Source organism: Pseudomonas sp. RU47 (genome assembly GCF_004011755.1).
Lineage (GTDB): Bacteria > Pseudomonadota > Gammaproteobacteria > Pseudomonadales > Pseudomonadaceae > Aquipseudomonas.
The window spans coordinates 6,517,638-6,534,465 of sequence record NZ_CP022411.1; the positions used below are offsets into that span (position 1 = coordinate 6,517,638).

General features: G+C 59.6%; 16 protein-coding genes. All 16 read right to left on the reverse strand.

Going from position 1 to position 16,828, the window contains the following annotated elements; genetic code table 11:
- Position 1 precedes the first annotated feature (1 nt).
- Entirely contained in the window at positions 2-1,198 is a 1,197-nt protein-coding gene (tagH, locus tag CCX46_RS29965; RefSeq protein ID WP_034152083.1) for a type VI secretion system-associated FHA domain protein TagH, read from the reverse strand.
- An 18-nt stretch (positions 1,199-1,216) separates the two neighbouring features.
- Positions 1,217-1,357, reverse strand: coding sequence for a hypothetical protein (locus CCX46_RS29970; RefSeq protein WP_007920296.1), 141 nt, complete (start codon positions 1,355-1,357; stop codon positions 1,217-1,219).
- Between the two features lie 93 nt (positions 1,358-1,450).
- On the reverse strand, positions 1,451-2,971 hold the full coding sequence (locus CCX46_RS29975) for a sigma-54 interaction domain-containing protein (RefSeq protein WP_127930259.1): 1,521 nt from the start codon (positions 2,969-2,971) through the stop codon (positions 1,451-1,453).
- A 10-nt stretch (positions 2,972-2,981) separates the two neighbouring features.
- Complete coding sequence (tssH, locus tag CCX46_RS29980) at positions 2,982-5,639, reverse strand: type VI secretion system ATPase TssH (protein ID WP_127930260.1); 2,658 nt, start codon at positions 5,637-5,639, stop codon at positions 2,982-2,984.
- 11 nt (positions 5,640-5,650) lie between these two features.
- Positions 5,651-6,658, reverse strand: a complete 1,008-nt coding sequence (tssG, locus tag CCX46_RS29985; protein ID WP_123454698.1) for a type VI secretion system baseplate subunit TssG — start codon at positions 6,656-6,658, stop codon at positions 5,651-5,653.
- Complete coding sequence (gene tssF / locus CCX46_RS29990; RefSeq protein ID WP_007920286.1) at positions 6,622-8,409, reverse strand: type VI secretion system baseplate subunit TssF; 1,788 nt, start codon at positions 8,407-8,409, stop codon at positions 6,622-6,624. Before tssF ends, tssG begins: the two co-directional genes overlap by 37 nt.
- Before the next feature lie 101 nt (positions 8,410-8,510).
- Entirely contained in the window at positions 8,511-8,894 is a 384-nt protein-coding gene (locus CCX46_RS29995) for a hypothetical protein (protein WP_122604596.1), read from the reverse strand.
- Positions 8,891-9,742, reverse strand: a complete 852-nt coding sequence (locus CCX46_RS30000) for a hypothetical protein (protein WP_122604597.1) — start codon at positions 9,740-9,742, stop codon at positions 8,891-8,893. The genes CCX46_RS29995 and CCX46_RS30000 overlap by 4 nt, the downstream gene beginning before the upstream one ends.
- 5 nt (positions 9,743-9,747) lie before the next feature.
- Positions 9,748-10,251, reverse strand: coding sequence for a PAAR domain-containing protein (locus tag CCX46_RS30005; protein WP_122604598.1), 504 nt, complete (start codon positions 10,249-10,251; stop codon positions 9,748-9,750).
- A gap of 11 nt (positions 10,252-10,262) precedes the next feature.
- Positions 10,263-10,670: a type VI secretion system baseplate subunit TssE gene (gene tssE / locus CCX46_RS30010; protein ID WP_007920274.1), complete on the reverse strand. Its 408-nt coding sequence runs from the start codon at positions 10,668-10,670 to the stop codon at positions 10,263-10,265.
- Between the two features lie 9 nt (positions 10,671-10,679).
- Positions 10,680-12,155 (reverse strand): type VI secretion system contractile sheath large subunit, encoded by a 1,476-nt coding sequence (gene tssC, locus CCX46_RS30015; RefSeq protein ID WP_007920272.1) that lies wholly within the window; start codon positions 12,153-12,155, stop codon positions 10,680-10,682.
- 25 nt (positions 12,156-12,180) lie between these two features.
- Positions 12,181-12,684 (reverse strand): type VI secretion system contractile sheath small subunit, encoded by a 504-nt coding sequence (tssB, locus tag CCX46_RS30020; RefSeq protein WP_003229587.1) that lies wholly within the window; start codon positions 12,682-12,684, stop codon positions 12,181-12,183.
- Between the two features lie 32 nt (positions 12,685-12,716).
- The gene (tssA, locus tag CCX46_RS30025; protein WP_007920270.1) at positions 12,717-14,279 is read right to left on the reverse strand and encodes a type VI secretion system protein TssA; all 1,563 of its coding nucleotides are present in this window, start codon (positions 14,277-14,279) and stop codon (positions 12,717-12,719) included.
- A gap of 641 nt (positions 14,280-14,920) precedes the next feature.
- Positions 14,921-15,196 carry an HU family DNA-binding protein gene (locus CCX46_RS30030; RefSeq protein ID WP_003213368.1) on the reverse strand — a complete coding sequence of 92 codons (276 nt, stop codon included), beginning with the start codon at positions 15,194-15,196 and terminating at the stop codon, positions 14,921-14,923.
- Between the two features lie 190 nt (positions 15,197-15,386).
- Positions 15,387-16,535 (reverse strand): NAD(P)/FAD-dependent oxidoreductase, encoded by a 1,149-nt coding sequence (locus CCX46_RS30035; RefSeq protein WP_127930261.1) that lies wholly within the window; start codon positions 16,533-16,535, stop codon positions 15,387-15,389.
- A gap of 20 nt (positions 16,536-16,555) precedes the next feature.
- Positions 16,556-16,723: a rubredoxin gene (locus CCX46_RS30040; RefSeq protein WP_003437744.1), complete on the reverse strand. Its 168-nt coding sequence runs from the start codon at positions 16,721-16,723 to the stop codon at positions 16,556-16,558.
- Positions 16,724-16,828: the final 105 nt, after the last annotated feature.

Here is a 16,828-nt window from a genome sequence, read left to right on the forward strand (position 1 = left end):
ATCATCCTTGGTGGTCGGTGTGGAGGGTGGAGATCAGGCGGATCTGTTCTTCGTAGGCCTGGGCGAAGTCGCGGGCCAGCAGACGCTCGCTCCAGTCATCGTCCTGACGCAGCGCCTGGTGATAACGGCCGAACGCTCTCCAGCGCCCGCCCGAAGTGGCGATCAACGGCTTGTTGTCGCGCTCGAAACGCAGGGTCAGTTGCTCTGGCGAGAAGTGCTCCAGCGTGCCGCGCACGGCGGCGCGGCTGGCGGTCAGCAGGGCAACTTGATGCGCCTGCAGGTCGCGGAACGCGCGGGAAATGGCTTGCTCGGCCGGCAGATGGCCGGGCTTGCTTGGCTGCAACAGAATCTGCAGGGCTTCGCTCGGATCGACAGCGAATTTCAGCGGGTTCTTGTTGGTGCCTTGCACGGTGGTCTGGGCGAGACGCAGCTCGTTTTTCAACTCGGAACGAGTGCGCAGGCTCTGCTGCAAACCGCCGATGCTTTGGCGCAGCAAGCGCGCAGCGTTCAGCGCCAGGGCTTCGCGTTCGTCGTGGCTGAGGCCTTTGACATCGACGCCCAGCGCCGCACCGAAATGATCCCAGAAACCTTCGCTTTGACGCTCAACGGCTTTCGGCGCCGGAGCGGGCTCAGGTTCGACGGGGGCTGCAATCAGCTCCGGCACCATCAGGCTTTCCATGTCGATGCGCGCGTAGTCGGCGCGTTGACGGGAGTCCTCAGGCTTGGTGTTCGGCGCCAGCAGTTCGTCGATTTCCGAGTACACACGCTCTTGCTGCTCGAGAGCATTGAGCGGGTCGAGATCGAGGAACGCGTCGTCGGGGATGATGCTGCCAGCGGCGCGTGGACGGCCAACTTCACCGTCGAAGGTCGCCGGGTCGCGTACCAGCCGCGCGCGAATTTCGAAGTCACCCAGCACGTAGGTGCTGCCGTGTTCGATGCGCACCGGTTCGCCTTTGTGCAGGCGTGCGCCGCTCTCGCCGTCCTGGACACCGTTGCTGCTGGTGTCGGTGAGGAAGAACGTACCCTCGCGGTAGCTGACAATCGCGTGGTGATTGGACAGGTGACGCTTGCGGTCAGGGATGATCCAGTCGCAGTCCTCGCCCCGCCCGATCACGCCGCCGGCCTGTTTAAAGGTCTTCTGGCACAACTCGGTGGGCACGAACTGCTTGGTGTTCAGCATTTCGAAAACCAATTCCATGTTTGATGCTCCTTGCGGTCACTTGCCGCGATTGACCGCTTGCGGATCACCCAACGGGCGATAGTCGTTGTCGTTGAATTTGTAATTACCGCTACAGCCGCCAAGGCCGCATAGAACGACGAGGGTCAGCAGGACAGCTTGCCAGTGACGAACAGACATCAGAGGGTCTCCAGGTGTAGACAAAGCACAAAGCGCCGACCCTTGCGGGCGGCGCTGAAATTGGTTTTTGCGAGGATTTCGATGACGTTTTGCCTACCCATCGAAATCTCCCAGATTGATGTTCAGCCGGCCGAGCCGATATAGCAGCGTGCGTCGCGGCAGGCCCAGTTCACGGGCGGCGAGGGTCTGGTTGCCGTCGTTCTTGCGCAGGCAATCGAGCAATAAAGTGCGTTCGACCTGCTCCAGACGTTCGCGCAAATTCAGGTGGCTGTTGTCTTCCGGCATCGGCTCCATGCGCAGGGAAAAATGCTCGGCGAGCAACTCGCCGCCTTCGCACAACAGCACCGCGCGCTCGACCAAGGCCTTGAGCTCACGCACGTTGCCGGGAAAGTTGTAGCCAGACAGATGTTCCAACGCCGCACTCGACCAGCGCACCGGATCGCGTTGCAAATACGTGCAGGTCTTCTCGGCGAAGTGCTGGGCCAATTCGAGGATGTCGCCTTCACGCTGACGCAGCGCCGGCAGCTCGATCGGGAATTGCGCGAGACGGTAATACAAGTCCTCGCGGAATTTGCCCTCGCTGACCAGCGTCGACAGATCGCGGTGGGTCGCGGCGATGATGCGCACGTCGATCTTGTGCGTGTCGTTGGAACCCAACGGACGAATCTCGCCTTCCTGCAACACGCGCAAGATCTTCGCTTGCAACGACAGCGGCATGTCGCCGATTTCGTCGAGCAACAGCGTGCCGCCATTGGCCGCATCAAACAGCCCGGCACGGTCGCGATCGGCGCCGGTGAACGCGCCCTTGCGATAGCCGAACAGCTCGCTTTCCAGCAGATTTTCCGGAACCGCCGCGCAGTTCTGCACGATAAACGCCTGGGAACGGCGCGGGCCGCAATCGTGAATCGCCCGCGCCACGACTTCCTTGCCGGTGCCGGTTTCGCCACGCAACAACACGGTGTACGGGCTGTGCAGGACTTTGCTGATCAGCGAATGGGTCTGGCGCATCGCCGCGCTTTTACCGATCAAGCCATAGCCACTGATGCTCGGCACGCTGCGCACAACCGATGCCGACTCTGCCAACGGCTGACGCAAGCGTTGCAGCAAATGCAATTGGCCAAGCACGAACGAGCCGAGCTGGCCAAGGGAATCGGCGAAGCCTTGCAGGTGGGTGCGACGACGGCTGGCGCACAGCAGCAAACCTTCAACAGCTTTGTGCTGATTGACCAGCGGCACGCACAACAGCGACTGCCACGGCGAGGTTGCCGCCGGCAGAAAACTGGTTTCGTGCAGGCTGCCGCTCAAGTCGTCGAGGCACACCACACGGTTCTGGCACAGGGCAAATTGCAACAGTTGTTCACCGTTGTAATCCGCCGGCAGGCTCGCCGCTTCACGCGGTTGCAGGGCGCCGTCGAGGCATTCGGCGTTCATCCCCAGGCACGTGTGGGTGGCGTCGAGCAGATACAGCTGCGTCAGTTCGCAACCGCTCAGCTCGGCCAACCCGCGCACAAAATCACCCAGCAACGCAGCACCGTCCGCCGCCCGCGACAGACTGGCGAACTGCGCCAGCAACGCTTCGGCATAGACCAGTGGCTGCGGCACCTGAGTGAACATCACACCCACCTCAGGCGAACTCGCAGGTCACGCTGGCTTCGCCATCGAGCGTGGCATGCACACGCTTGAGGCTTTCACCGGTAGCCATGGCATCGAGCAAGCGGTCAGCCACCAGCGGCAACACGTGTTGATCGAGCAGATGGTCGATCAGACGCGCACCGCTTTCGCTTTGCGTGCAACGCTCGGACAGGTGATCGACGAGGTTCTGGCACCAGCTGAAATCCAGCTGACGACGATTCAGGCGCTCGCCGAGACGACCGAGTTTGATCTCGATCAGCTCGCGCAGCACCGGACCGCCGACCGGGTAGTACGGCACCACTTTCATCCGTGCCAGCAGCGCCGGTTTGAAGTGTTTGCTCAGCACTGGGCGGATGGTTTCTTCGAGGACTTCAGCGGTCGGGCGTGCGCCGTTTTCGCAAAGGTCGCTGATGCGGTCGCTGCCGAGGTTCGAGGTCATCAGGATCAACGTGTTGCGGAAGTCGATCTCGCGACCTTCGCCGTCGTTGGCCACGCCTTTGTCGAAGATTTGGTAGAACAGGTTAAGCACGTCCGGGTCAGCCTTTTCGACTTCATCGAGCAGCACCACCGAGTACGGCTTCTGGCGTACGGCTTCGGTGAGCATGCCGCCCTCGCCGTAACCGACGTAGCCCGGTGGCGCGCCGATCAGGCGGGAAACGGTGTGCTTCTCCTGGAATTCGGACATGTTGATGGTGGTGATGAAGCGGTCGCCGCCGTAGAGCAAGTCAGCGAGGGCCAACGCCGTTTCGGTTTTACCGACGCCGCTCGGGCCGACCAGCAGGAATACGCCGACCGGAGCGTCAGGCTTGTTCAGGCCGGCAGCGGTCGCACGCATCGAGCGATCCAGTGCGTGCACGGCTTGTTCCTGACCACGGATGCGCGTGCGCAGGTCGGTGGCGAAGCTGGCGACTTTGGCGTTGTGTTCGCGGGCCAGTTGCGCCAGTGGCACGCCGGTCCAGGCGCTGATCACTTCGGCGACCAGACGCGGGCACACTTCGAAGCTGACCAGACGTTCTTTGACTTGGGCGGCGGTCAGGGCGCTGTGGGTTTCGTTGAGTTGGGCTTCCAGCGCTTCGACGCTTTGGCCTTCTTCGACTTCGGCAGCGACGGTTTCGATCACGGTGCCTTCGGCGTCTTCTTCAACGGTGACCACGGGTTCGACCGCTGCAGCTTCACGAGCCTTGGCCAGTTGCTGACGCAATTCCAACAGGCGCTCGGCCAGTTGCTTCTGCTCAGTCCACAGGGTTTCCAGCGCGACCATTTCAGTTTCGGCTTCGTCCAGACGCGCTTCCAGTGCCTCCAGCGCTTCGTGGTCGATCAGTAGACCGGCCTCGGCATCGCGGCGCAGGGCCTGACGCTGACGGCCACCTTCAGCCAGTTCGCCACGCAGGCGCTCGAGACTTTCCGGGGCGGCAGCGAGGCTGATGCGCACGCGGGCGCAAGCGGTATCGAGCACATCGACGGCTTTGTCCGGCAGTTGCCGACCGGCCAGATAACGCGCGGACAGTTCAGCCGCCGAGACCACCGCGTCATCACGCAGATAGATGCCGTGGCTCTTCTCGTAAACCTGGGCCAGACCACGGAGGATGGTCACCGCTTCGCTGACGGTCGGTTCGTGCAGTTGCACCGGTTGGAAACGACGGGCCAGCGCCGGGTCTTTCTCGAAGTATTTCTTGTACTCGGCCCAGGTGGTGGCGGCGATGGTGCGCAATTCGCCACGGGCCAGTGCCGGCTTCAGCAGGTTGGCCGCATCGGAACCGCCGGCATTGCCGCCCGCGCCGATCAGGGTGTGAGCTTCGTCAATAAACAGAATGATCGGCTTTGGCGAGGCTTTGACTTCGTCGATCACGCCTTTGAGACGACGTTCGAATTCACCTTTGACGCTGGCGCCGGCCTGCAGCAAGCCCATGTCCAGCGACAGCAGTTCAACGCCTTTGAGCACTTGCGGCACTTCACCGGCGGCGATGCGCGACGCCAGACCTTCGACGATGGCGGTCTTGCCGACACCGGCCTCACCGACGACGATCGGGTTGTTCTTACGACGACGGGCGAGGATGTCGACCATCTGGCGAATCGCGCCGTCACGGCACAGCACCGGGTCGAGTTTGCCGTCGCGGGCCTGTTGGGTCAGGTTGTGGGTGAAGCGCTGTAGCAGCGATTCGCCTTGGGCGGCCGGTTTGCCATTGGCCGCTGGTTGCTCCTGTTGCGACAGGGCAAATTCCTTCAGGCGATCGATGTTCAGCTTGGCGAGCAGCGGCTGATAGCGGCTGCCAGCGTAGCGCATCGGATTGCGCAGCAGCGCGAGGATCAGCGCCGCGTCTTCAACCTGGGTCTGACCCAGTTCGAGGTTGGCCACCAGCAGCGCATCTTGCAGCCACTGCACCAGTTCCGGGGCGAACACCGGGTTGCGCGAAGCGCTGTGTTCGACGCGCGATTGCAGTGCGGCGCTGAGTTCGCCGGCGTCGACGTCGGCATCCTGCAGTGCGCGCGACAACAAGCCGTTCGGACGCTCGAGCAGGCCGAGCATCAGGTCTTCGACGAGGATCTTGCTGCCGCCACGGGCCACGCAACGCTCGGCGGAACGTTCCAGATCACGACGGGTTTCGGCGTCCAGCGCCTGGATGAGTTGTTGCAGGTCTACGTTGATCATGGCTCACGTCCTTAATGAATTTTGCTGCCCAGGGTCACCACGCCGTCCGCTTTTTCGCGGCCCAGCCAACTGGTCCAACCGAGGCGACAGGCGTTCTGCTCACCGATGCGCAGTTCGCGGATTTCTTCCTGGCGCAGAACCAGGCGGATGTCGTAATCGAGCGGGTCACGCAAGGTGAACCGCACCAGCGCGCAGAGCGGCTGGTAACCGAAACCGATCGGCAGGAATTCATGGAATCGCTGCCAGTCGAGTTCAGTGATGTGAATGCGGAATTTGCCGCTGCGGTCGCGCACGTGCTCGCCGAGCACAAGGTCTTCACCGAGCAGGCTGTTGGCGCGGCCCAAACGATTGCGCTGCTCTTCGAGAATTTCTACGCGGCGCTCGATGCACTGCTCGATGACCAGGTCTTCGTGCTTGAAGTAGTAACGCAGCACGGCTTCGATCAGCGCCGCCGAGTGCGCGCGCAAGCTGAGCAGACCGAGGTACGGCAGCAGGCGTTTCCAGTTGAGTTCCTTGGCCTTGCGGATCTCATCACCGCCCAGACCGATCAGGGCGAACAGCTGCGAGGAGAACGGGTCAATCGCGCCGCTCTGGAAGCTCGCGCGGTAGCGGTACTTGCGCCAGATCGGCAGCATCAGCCGTTGCAGGCGATGGTGGAACAGGTCTAGGAAATTGCGCGTCGGGTTGCCGTCTTCGCTATCGCCCAGGGCTTGTTCGCCGTAGAACGCCGGCAGCGGCGAACCCGAGCCGACCAGGCCGATCAGGTTGAAACGCATGCGCGCGCGCATCTGCCCGTGCTCTTCGAAAAACTCGACGCGATCGACGTCGCTGCGCGGAAAGCCCAGGCTCGGGTTGGCCTGAAACTCCACGTGGTCGTACAGATCGTCTTCGCTCAGGTACGGGTGTGCCTCGCGCAGCCGGTCGATCACCAGCAGCACGGCCTGAAACAGCGAGTACTCGCGTATTACCTTGGTCAGCCCGCTTAAAGCAGGGGCTGCAGGCCCATACGTGGTGTCCATTGGTACACCTCTCCCTGTGTGCTTTTTACGCGCAGTTCATGGAATGAATTGAGACTGGCGTAAAGCGCGAAAAACTCGTTAAGAACCGAAGCGAAAACGAACAGGTCGCCTTCGCCGATATACCCTTCCGGGTCGATGGTCAGTTCGGTGCGCAAACCGCGCACCGGCAACCCACGGTGCAAGCGGTCAACGTGGTGATGCTTGATGTGTTTGAGGCCGCCGAGCAGGCGTTTGCTGACCTTCTCCGCGTGCTGGTCGTAGTAGCGCGGCAAGTCGTAGGTTTCGAGAATCACCTTCAACGCATTGACGTCGGCCAGCGACAGATAGTTAAGCGACATGTTGCTGATCAGCTTCCACAGGAAGTCACGGTTCAGCGGTGGCGCGAAGCTCGACGTGGCCGGGGTGATGTTGCGGAAACTGAGGAACTCCGGCGTCTCTTCGCAGGCCATGCAGATGTCGCCAAGCTTGAGCTTGCGCGGCAGGTTCTGGTTGGTGCAGATCAGCTCGATCGACAGGGTTTCGTGGGCTTCGGTGTGGCGGATGCCGAAGCTCAGGTAGGTGTCGAGGCCGTCGTGCAACAGCGAAGAGCGCTGGCGAATGCTGTAGTGCGGACGGCTGTTGGGCACGTCGAAACTCGGGTCGTGCTCGAAGGATTCGAACGGCACGTATTCCTGATAACCGAGGCCGCCGGGCTTCCAGCCGGTCACGGTTTCCACCGAAAACACACCGCAGTTTTCCAGATCGTATTCCGCCGGCAGCAGCAGGTATTCGTCCTGCTTGCCGTCGAGGCGGATCGGCAGCGCGTCGTGGGCGAACAGGTTGGCAATCGGCGTGCAGAACAGCTTCACGTTATCCAGGGTCGGCCGCATGCGCATGATGCCGCTCTTGCGAATATCGAAGCGCAATTCCAGCCCGCGCATCTGTTTGAGGGTGTCTTCCGGCAGCGCGTTGATGATGTCCAGACCGTTGACGTCGACGAACAGGAATTTGTCCTGGAAGGCGAAGTATTCCTGCAGGTAGCGATAGCCGCGGAAGGTGTTCAGCGGATACGGGATCAACGCTTCTTCTTCGGCAAAGCCCACCGGTTTGACCCGATCACCGGGAATCTTGAACGCCATCGGCTTGCCGCTGACGCCATCGATGGGTTTGCCGGCACCGTCGAGCGGGATCAGTTCGATGCCCTCGAGGTTGCGCAGCAGGCTCAGGTAGAGCATCTGGCTGATATAGCGCTCACCGGCAAAGTGCAGACGCAGTTTGCTCAGTTCCAGCTCACCGAGGTGGCCGTCGGCGCTCATTTCCAGACGCAGGCTGAGCAGCGAGCCGTCGCCCTTCACCGAGTAATTCAGCGCGGCCAGATCCAGCGGCAGCACGTCAGTCGGGTAGCAAGTACGGAAGCGGCAACGCACGTCTTCGATCGGCTTGCTTTCAATCGGCGTATCACGCTCGACGCGCAACGCCGGCCCGGAACGCTTGAGCGGATCGAACTGCAAAATGCTGAACGCCGGCAGCGGACGCATGTAGTTCGGCCACAGCAATTGCATCAGCGAATGGCTGAGTTCCGGCAGCTCGTCATCGAGCTTCTGGCGCAGCCGCCCAGTCAGAAACGCAAAGCCTTCGAGCAACCGCTCCACGTCCGGATCCCGCCCGGCCTGGCCCAGATACGGCGCCAACGCCGGACTACGCTCGGCGAAACGGCGACCGAGTTGGCGCAGTGCGGTGAGTTCGCTTTGGTAGTAGTGGTTAAACGACACGGGTTACCTGCCTGGTAGTGGAACTCATTTGAAAAAACAGCAGAACGGTTCATGCGGGCTAGGAACTCCCCGCGGGCAATGTCGGCAATGACGCCCGACAGTCATGCTTCAATTTCTCTTTTTGAAAAAAAAAGGCGATCGATTAACCGACCAGCGAATATCGCCGCAAAAGTCAGGACACCACCCATCAATGTGTAAGCCATCGCGCGGACGGGGTAGTGAGGCAAAAAATAGTACAAGATAAGCGCAAGCATAAATGAGACACAGAGGACTTTTAATTTCAGCTTGGGGATAAAAAAAGTTATAGCGTTCATCACCACAAAATATTGAACCATTAGATCCGGCGTCATACCGATGCCGATACCTCTCGATGTCAATCCACCATACACTCCGATATATAAGTCGACACCGTAGTTATGCAGCGGAACGTACAGAGCACACACTATTAGATGCGGAATACAGCCAATTAAGCGACGAGCTTTCATTTATTCCAAGTCCCGTACTGATCCATATCGCCTTGCGAAATTGGATTTATCAATTTCGCATTTGATACTGGCACATAGGGTGCATCAGTAAGTTCAATTGTGTGCGGGATACCTTTATCGTATACCGTGTCTTTTTTCACAACCAACTTGCAGTTTTCTTTTGCCCACAATATCCCTCGTAATATGATGAAGTTATCGTAGACGTCTTTCGGTCCTCGCTCTGCTCCGGTATAGGCTTTGCCGTCGCCCCAAGTCACACCGGTTTCACCAGCCATCTTTATTGCGAGCTCTACCTGCTTTGTTTCTCGCAGATACTTTCTATAGGTGTTAACCGCAAACGGCACCTGGCCAATGCCATCAGTCCAATAGGGTTTATCCTCCATGAACACCATCAAAAACTCAGCACCGCCCACGGCACGGAATTTCCAGTCACCCGGCATTCCGGAGTGAAACGTGAAGGAAAAGCGGTCAACAATTGCAAAATCGATCAGCTCCTGCCAGGTAACATGTTTATAAGCCGTATTCGACTCTGTTCCGGCCTGCGTTGTTTCTGGATTGATCCAGATAAGTTCTCTGTAATATCTGGCTAACGGTTCGAACCACTGACCCTTTTCTGCGTACAGTTTCTCCGCGGTGATGATTCTGAATGGAGAGTCATCCTTACCCGGTTTCAAAGCGAAGAGAGGCACTCCACTTTTTCGCGTAATAATCCAGGCCAACGGAAGATCAACTGTCTTAGGCTTCGTATCCTTGCTCTCAGTTGTTTCGGCAAGAACTTTAAGTGTAGTCACCTGATCCTGAGTCACAAAGGTGTAAGCGACACCATCGATGTTGATTATGGTCTCCATACCTACTAGTCCGCCGAAATGTATATAGTTACAGGCTCTGCCGTCTTTCCAGTTGAAAAACCACCTGACATGCCTGTTGACGTTGAACCTATTTTCTCAATCCCGCTATCAGAGCGCATGGTGTAGTTTAAATTTTCAACCGTTCTTCCATCTGCGGTTTTGAATTCAAAGACACGATTGAATATTCCAGGGATGATGACCGGTAACGGCGGCACAAACGGCGCCGGCGAATGCGAATTCCCGATAATCACCGTCCCGGATCCAGCCGTAACCTTGTTGCCATGGGTACCCACCGAATCAACCGTCGCGGCAGGTTTGCCGTTGATCAACACAGTGGTCGCCAAACCACCCGACATCGCACCACCACACGCCGAGGCATCGCCTTGGCGGGCGGCCGCGAGGCCGTCGAAGAACACGTCGCCGGAACCGGCGGCGATCGGGTTGGTACCGTGGCCGGGGAGCGGGCAAGCGGTGGGGTCGGATACGCGTGCTGCGGGTTTGCCAGACATCGGGGATCTCCTTAGGTGACCTTCACTTGACCGCTGCCATCCAGGCGCGCGGAAAAACTGACCTGACGCTTGAACCCTTCAACTTCCAGCAGGCCTTCGATGCTGAAGGCGAGGCGAAGTTGATCGTGGTCACGCGGCAGGGAAATGACACGCACGTTGCTCAGGCGCGGCTCGTAGGCTTCGATGAAGTTTTCGATGGCCAGACGGGCCTGACTCAGGGAGTCGTGCAGGCTCAGACGCATGTCATTGAGATCGGGCAACCCGTAGTCGGCCAGCGTTTGCACGCTGCCGGCCCGGGTGCTGAGCATTTTGGCCAGATGGGCAGCCACTGACGCCATGGCACAAGCCTCAAGGCTGTTGCCCTTGCGTAGTTGCGCGTCGCCGTTGAGGCGTTCGAACAGGCTGCCGTATCCGTCCATGAGTCGCTCTTACTCTTTGTCCAGCTTGCCAACCAGCGACAGGGTGAAATCGGCACCCATGTACTTGAAGTGCGGACGCACGTTCAAGCTCACGCGGTACCAGCCCGGCTCGCCTTCAACGTCGCTGACGATCACTTGCGCAGCGCGCAGCGGACGACGGCCACGCACTTCGGCGCTCGGGTTTTCCTGGTCGGCAACGTACTGACGGATCCACTTGTTCAGTTCCAGCTCGAGGTCGGTACGTTCTTTCCACGAACCGAGTTGCTCGCGCTGCAGCACTTTCAAGTAGTGAGCCAGGCGGTTGACGATCATCATGTACGGCAGTTGGGTGCCGAGCTTGTAGTTCAGCTCTGCGGCCTTGCCTTCTGCGCTGATGCCGAAGAACTTCGGCTTCTGCACCGAGCTTGCGGAGAAGAACGCCGCGTTGTCGGAGCCTTTACGCATGGTCAGGGAAATGAAGCCTTCCTCGGCCAGTTCGTATTCACGACGGTCGGAAACCAGAACTTCAGTAGGAATCTTGGTTTCGATTTCGCCCATGCTTTCGAAATGGTGCAACGGCAGGTCTTCAACCGCGCCACCGCTCTGTGGGCCGATGATGTTCGGGCACCAGCGGAACTTGGCGAAGCTGTCGGTCAGCTTGGTGCCGAACGCGTAAGCAGTGTTGCCCCACAGGTAGTGCTCGTGGCTGTTGGCAACGGTTTCCTTGTACACGAACGATTTGACCGGGTTTTCTTCCGGATCGTACGGGTTACGCAGCAGGAAACGCGGCACGGTCAGGCCAACATAACGGGAGTCTTCCGAGGTACGGAAGCTCTGCCATTTGGCGAATTGCGGGCCTTCGAAGTGGTCTTTCAGATCTTTCAGATCCGGCAGGCCGGTGAAGCTTTCCAGACCGAAGAATTTCGGGCCGGCAGCAGCGATGAACGGCGCGTGCGACATGCACGAAACGCTGGCAACGTACTGCATCAGCTTCACGTCTGGCGAGCTTGGCGACATGTAGTAGTTAGCGATGATCGCGCCCACAGGCTGACCACCGAACTGGCCGTATTCAGCGGTGTAGATGTGCTTGTACAGGCCCGACTGCATGACTTCCGGCGAATCTTCGAAATCGTCCAGCAGGTCTTCTTTGGAGACGTTGAGGATTTCGATCTTGATGTTTTCGCGGAAGTTGGTGCGGTCGACCAGCAACTGCAGACCACGCCACGACGATTCCAGAGCCTGGAAGTCCGGGTGGTGCAGGATTTCGTCCATCTGACGGCTGAGCTTGGCATCGATCTCGGCGATCATGCGGTCAACCATGGCCTTCTTGACCGGCTCACCGTTGTTCTGCGGCTTGAGCAGTTCTTCGATGAACGCCGACACACCGCGCTTGGCGATGTCGTAGGCTTCGTCGTCCGGAGTCAGACGGGTTTCGGCGATGATGCTGTCGAGAATGCTGTACTCGCCGTTGCCGGCGCTCTTCTCTTGTGCTGCGCTAGTGCTCATTGTGTTGGCTTCCTTGGCTGGAGTCTCAGGCGTCCGGGGCTGCGGCGTTCAGGCCCAGCTCACCGAGTACGCGACCGCGGGATTCGTCGTCGGCGAGCACGCCTTCGATCGCTTTACGGAACGCAGGTGCGTTACCCAGCGGGCCTTTGAGGGCCACCAGCGCATCGCGCAGTTCCATCAGTTTTTTCAGCTCAGGCACTTGCTCGACCAGGCTGGCCGGGTTGAAGTCCTTCATCGAATTGACGCGCAGTTGCACAGCCAGCTCGTCGGCCTCGCCATCTTCCTGCAGACGGTTCGGCACGCTCAGCGTCAGACCCAGTTCTTGCTTGGCCAACACTTCGTCGAAGGTCATCTTGTCGATGCTGATCGGCTTGCGATCTTCGATTTTGCGATCGTCCTTGCGGTGGGTGTAGTCACCGATTGCCAGCAGCTTCAGCGGCAGTTCAATCTCTTCCTGAGCACCGCCGGTGGCGGGTTTGAAGGTGACGTTGATGCGTTCCTTGGGGGCTACCGAGCCTTCTTTGGCCATGGCTTTTCTCCTTGCGGTTGTGGCCCTGGGGCCTATTCGAGTACCACTTCGAGGTCGAGGTGGCACAGCCTGCGATAAATCTCTTCCTTGCGTTCACGTACAGCATGGTTCTGCGGCAACAATTCGCAGCAGCTATGCAGTAAATGCAGCACTTCCAATGCAAGATCGGGCTCCCAGGCGTGCAGGCCTGAGTCCTGTAATGTCTGATCGAGGGTTTCCAGCTGGTTCTTGGCCAGTTCGTATTTCTTGGCCATGAAGCACAGGCGCGCGAGGGCGAACTGCCAGAAGAAGCGTTCGCGACCGCCGTGGGCCGACTGCAAGCCTTGCTTGAGCGTCTGCACGGCAGGCTTCAGGCCTTCCTTGCGCAGCAGCGGCAGGACTTCTTCGAGGGCCTTTTCCCAGGCCGGCTGGGTTTCGACGTTTTCGCTTTCGACCTTGCGCGGCGCGCTGGCGCTTTGCAGGTGCGGCATGACGTTGGCGGCGATCCACGCGCGGGTGGACGGATCGGCAAACGGCGCGCCGTCATGGAAGCGCAACTCGACAATGCCGGGCAGCCGTTGAACCAAAAGCGCGAAGTGGATTTCCACTTCGCGCATTGCCAGCTCGGCGTTGAGGTTCTGGAGACACTCCCAGACCATCCTCTGGCCATCGAACCAGAACGGCGCCTTCGCCAGGCTCGCCTCCAGTTCCACCAGCAGGTCGGCGTATTTGCCCTGATCGAAACGGTCCTGATAGAGCTTGAGCTTTTCCAGCGGCAGGCCGCGCAGCACGGTGATCTGCTCGGCGTTGCGCTCCGGCACCGCGTCGATGGTCATCCACAGCAGCGTGCGGTTCAGGCGCAGGGCGCGCAGGTCGGTGGCTTTCTGCTTGAGCCACCAGGCGCACAGCGGGCGGGCGCTTTCCTGTTGGGCGCGCAGGGCTTTGTGCGCGTCTCGTTCGTTATCGATCGGAGCGCCGGGGGTGAGCAACTGGCTCGCCGCCTGCTTGACCTGCGCCACCGCCGCACCGACCACACCGGGAGCCGGCTGGTTGTCGGCCGCGCGCTGGATCATCGTTTTCAGGCGACGGGAGATCGGCAGCAGCAGCGGCGAATCATCGCCCAGGTGCTCAGCACACGCCGCTTCGAGACCGGACAGGTGCTCGGAGAGCTGCCGGAACATCGGCAACTGCTCTTTGATCGCAATGTTTTCGGTGATGACCTGCTCGAGACGCGGCACCAGCCAGCCGATGGCGGCGGCACGGGTGCGGGGTTTGAGCGGGTGAACGTCGGCCCAGTTGTTTTCCGACAGATGGTGCAGTAACCCGAGGCCGGCCAGCAGCCCGGGGAAGGATTCGCGCTGGTACAGCGACCAGGTCAGCCAGGCGCCGACACGCAGATCCTTGGATTGGGTACGCAGCAGATTTTCGCTGTTCTCGCGAATTTTCAGCCAGTCGATCTGCCCGCTTTCGTGCATCGACGAGGCTTTGGCCAGCTCGCTTTCCAGCGCCTCGAATTCGCTCGAAAAACGAACGTCTTCGCCCGCGAAATTCTCTTTGGAAACAGAGACTTTAGCGAGTTCGAGGTAATGGGCGGAAAGTTTGCTTGAGTAGGACATCCATGGCCTTTATTAAGGATTACAGTCAGGCGCCTATTGGAGTAACCGTGGCGCGGGACAGTATCGAAGAGCAGTGATGCGACTCATCCAATTGAGATGTGCTCTTTCAAGTGGGCGCATCGTAATCACTATGATGGCCACTAGCAAGCATCTGATTAAACAACAAGACGAAGTGTTCTTTGTTTGTTGTAGGAGGTTTCCCTATATTCAGTCAGGGAATCCCCGATGCTCTGTTTATATTCGAATACCCTTACAAACCTCCGGGAAAGCTTGATTTAGAGCGATCGTTCCAGCTGCCGTCGATCACCGCAAACCGGGGCAGGCGAGAATGGCGCGGAGCATGACGGGTTTTGAAAAAATCGGATGTAGGATGATTCCGAAAGACTTCGGTGTTGTTTCAACAAATCACCGCGAGACAACCAACAACTCAGAAAGTGCCATCAATATGATGGCTTTTATATATAGAGGATTGATTTAACTGTGAGGCTGATCGATAGCCAACAAATGCAATCAATTACTCGGCCTTTATTAAGGCTGTACGCCCCAATAAATCGGCAGGCATAAAAAATGGGCACCCGACCGCAATCGGTGTGCCCATTTTTTTCTGCGGTTCTCCCCGTTATTCGAGGAGTTCGCCGCAATTAAGGATTAACGCTGTCTTTCAACGACTTGCCTGGCTTGAACGCAACGGTGTTGCTGGCCTTGATTTTGACCGGCTCGCCGGTCTGCGGGTTTTTGCCGGTGCGGGCGCCGCGGTGGCGTTGCAGGAAGGTGCCGAAGCCGACCAGCGTCACGCTGTCCTTGCGGTGCAGAGCGCCGGTGATTTCTTCGAGAACGGCGTTGAGTACGCGGTTGGCCTGTTCTTTGGTCAGATCTGCTTTTTCAGCGATTGCAGCGGCGAGTTCTGGTTTACGCATTAGTGAAGCCCCTTTGACGGTTTTTTGTTGTTATGTCCGTGCTGTTCTCGTTGGAACAGCGCCCAAGGCGCCGCAGGCTCTACTCTGCGGCAGACGGGAGTGAGAATGGCACGCGGATACCGGCGGCGCCAGTCTCCCCGCGACCTTTGTAGGGGCAAAAGCGGGGTGATTCCGACAGAACGACCGGTATTTACGCCAGCAGGGCCGGAAGCTGTTTGTTCAGGGCAAGTTTTTCCATCACCGCGGCGCCGGTCAGCGCGTAGCCGAGCAATTGGCCGTCGGCGCTGTGGCACAGGGCTTTGATGTCGGCGCCCTGCCCTTCTACCGTCCAGACGCCTTCGCTGCCCCGTGGCGGCGGCGAAACCACCAGCGGGCACACCGGGGTTTTCACGGTGATCGGCATCGGCCCGTAGCTCACGGCGGTCGGGTTACCGGCGAGGGTTTGCGCCAGCGCACGCGCACAGCTCATGAGGGGCATCACGTACAGCAGATTCAACCCGTCGACCTCGGCGCAGTCGCCCAAGGCGTAGATATTGGCGTGGGAGGTTTTCAGGTGTCGATCAACCACCACGCCGCGGTTGACCTGTACGCCGGCAGCCGCCGCCAGATCGATACGTGGGCGCAGGCCGATGGCCGAGACCACCACGTCGCAAGGAATGACCTGGCCGTCGGACAGGTGCGCTTCCAGGCCGTCGGCGACTTTTTGCAGGCGGGTCAGCACCGGGCCGAGGTGGAATTTCGCACCGAGGCTTTCCAGCCCGGCCTGCACCGCAGCCGCAGCGGCCGGGTGCAGCAACATCGGCATGACCTGCTCGCAGGGTGCAACCAGTTGCACTTCGTAGCCGCCAAGAATCAGATCGTTGGCAAACTCGCAGCCAATCAGGCCGGCGCCGAGCAGCAACACACGGCGCTTGCCCGCCGCAGCGGCACGGAAACGTGCGTAGTCTTCGAGATCATTGATCGGGAATACCAGATCCGCGCCATCGCCTTCGATGGGCACGCGCACGGTTTCTGCGCCCCAAGCGAGAATCAGGTCACGGTAGGCCACCGCTTCTTCACCGATCCACAGACGCTTGTGGCCGGCATCGATGCCGCTGATGCGCGTATGAGTGCGCACCTCGGCTTTCAACTGCTCGGCCATGGCGCCCGGTTCAGCCATGCTCAGGCCATCGGCGTCCTTGTTCTTGCCGAAACCGGTGGAGAGCATCGGCTTGGAGTAAGAGCGCCCGTCATCGGCGGTGATCAGCAGCAGCGGGGTTTCGCTGTCGAGTTTGCGAAACTCGCGGGCCAGGTTGTAGCCCGCAAGGCCAGTGCCAACGATGACGACAGGTGCGCTCATGCCTTACTCCTTGATTGTGCTTAGTTGATTTCGATCATTTCGAAGTCCATCTTGCCGACGCCGCAGTCCGGGCACAGCCAGTCTTCCGGTACGTCTTGCCACAGGGTGCCCGGCGCAATGCCGTCATCCGGCCAGCCGTCGGCTTCGTTGTAGATCAAGCCACAGACGATGCATTGCCACTTTTTCATTCAGGTACTTCCTCAGGGTTCAGGCTTGGTGCCGGCGCGGACGGTCGATGGAGTTGCGCTGCCATCCGGCTCAGGGCGTTTTGTACTGATGGAGCCGGGCAGATG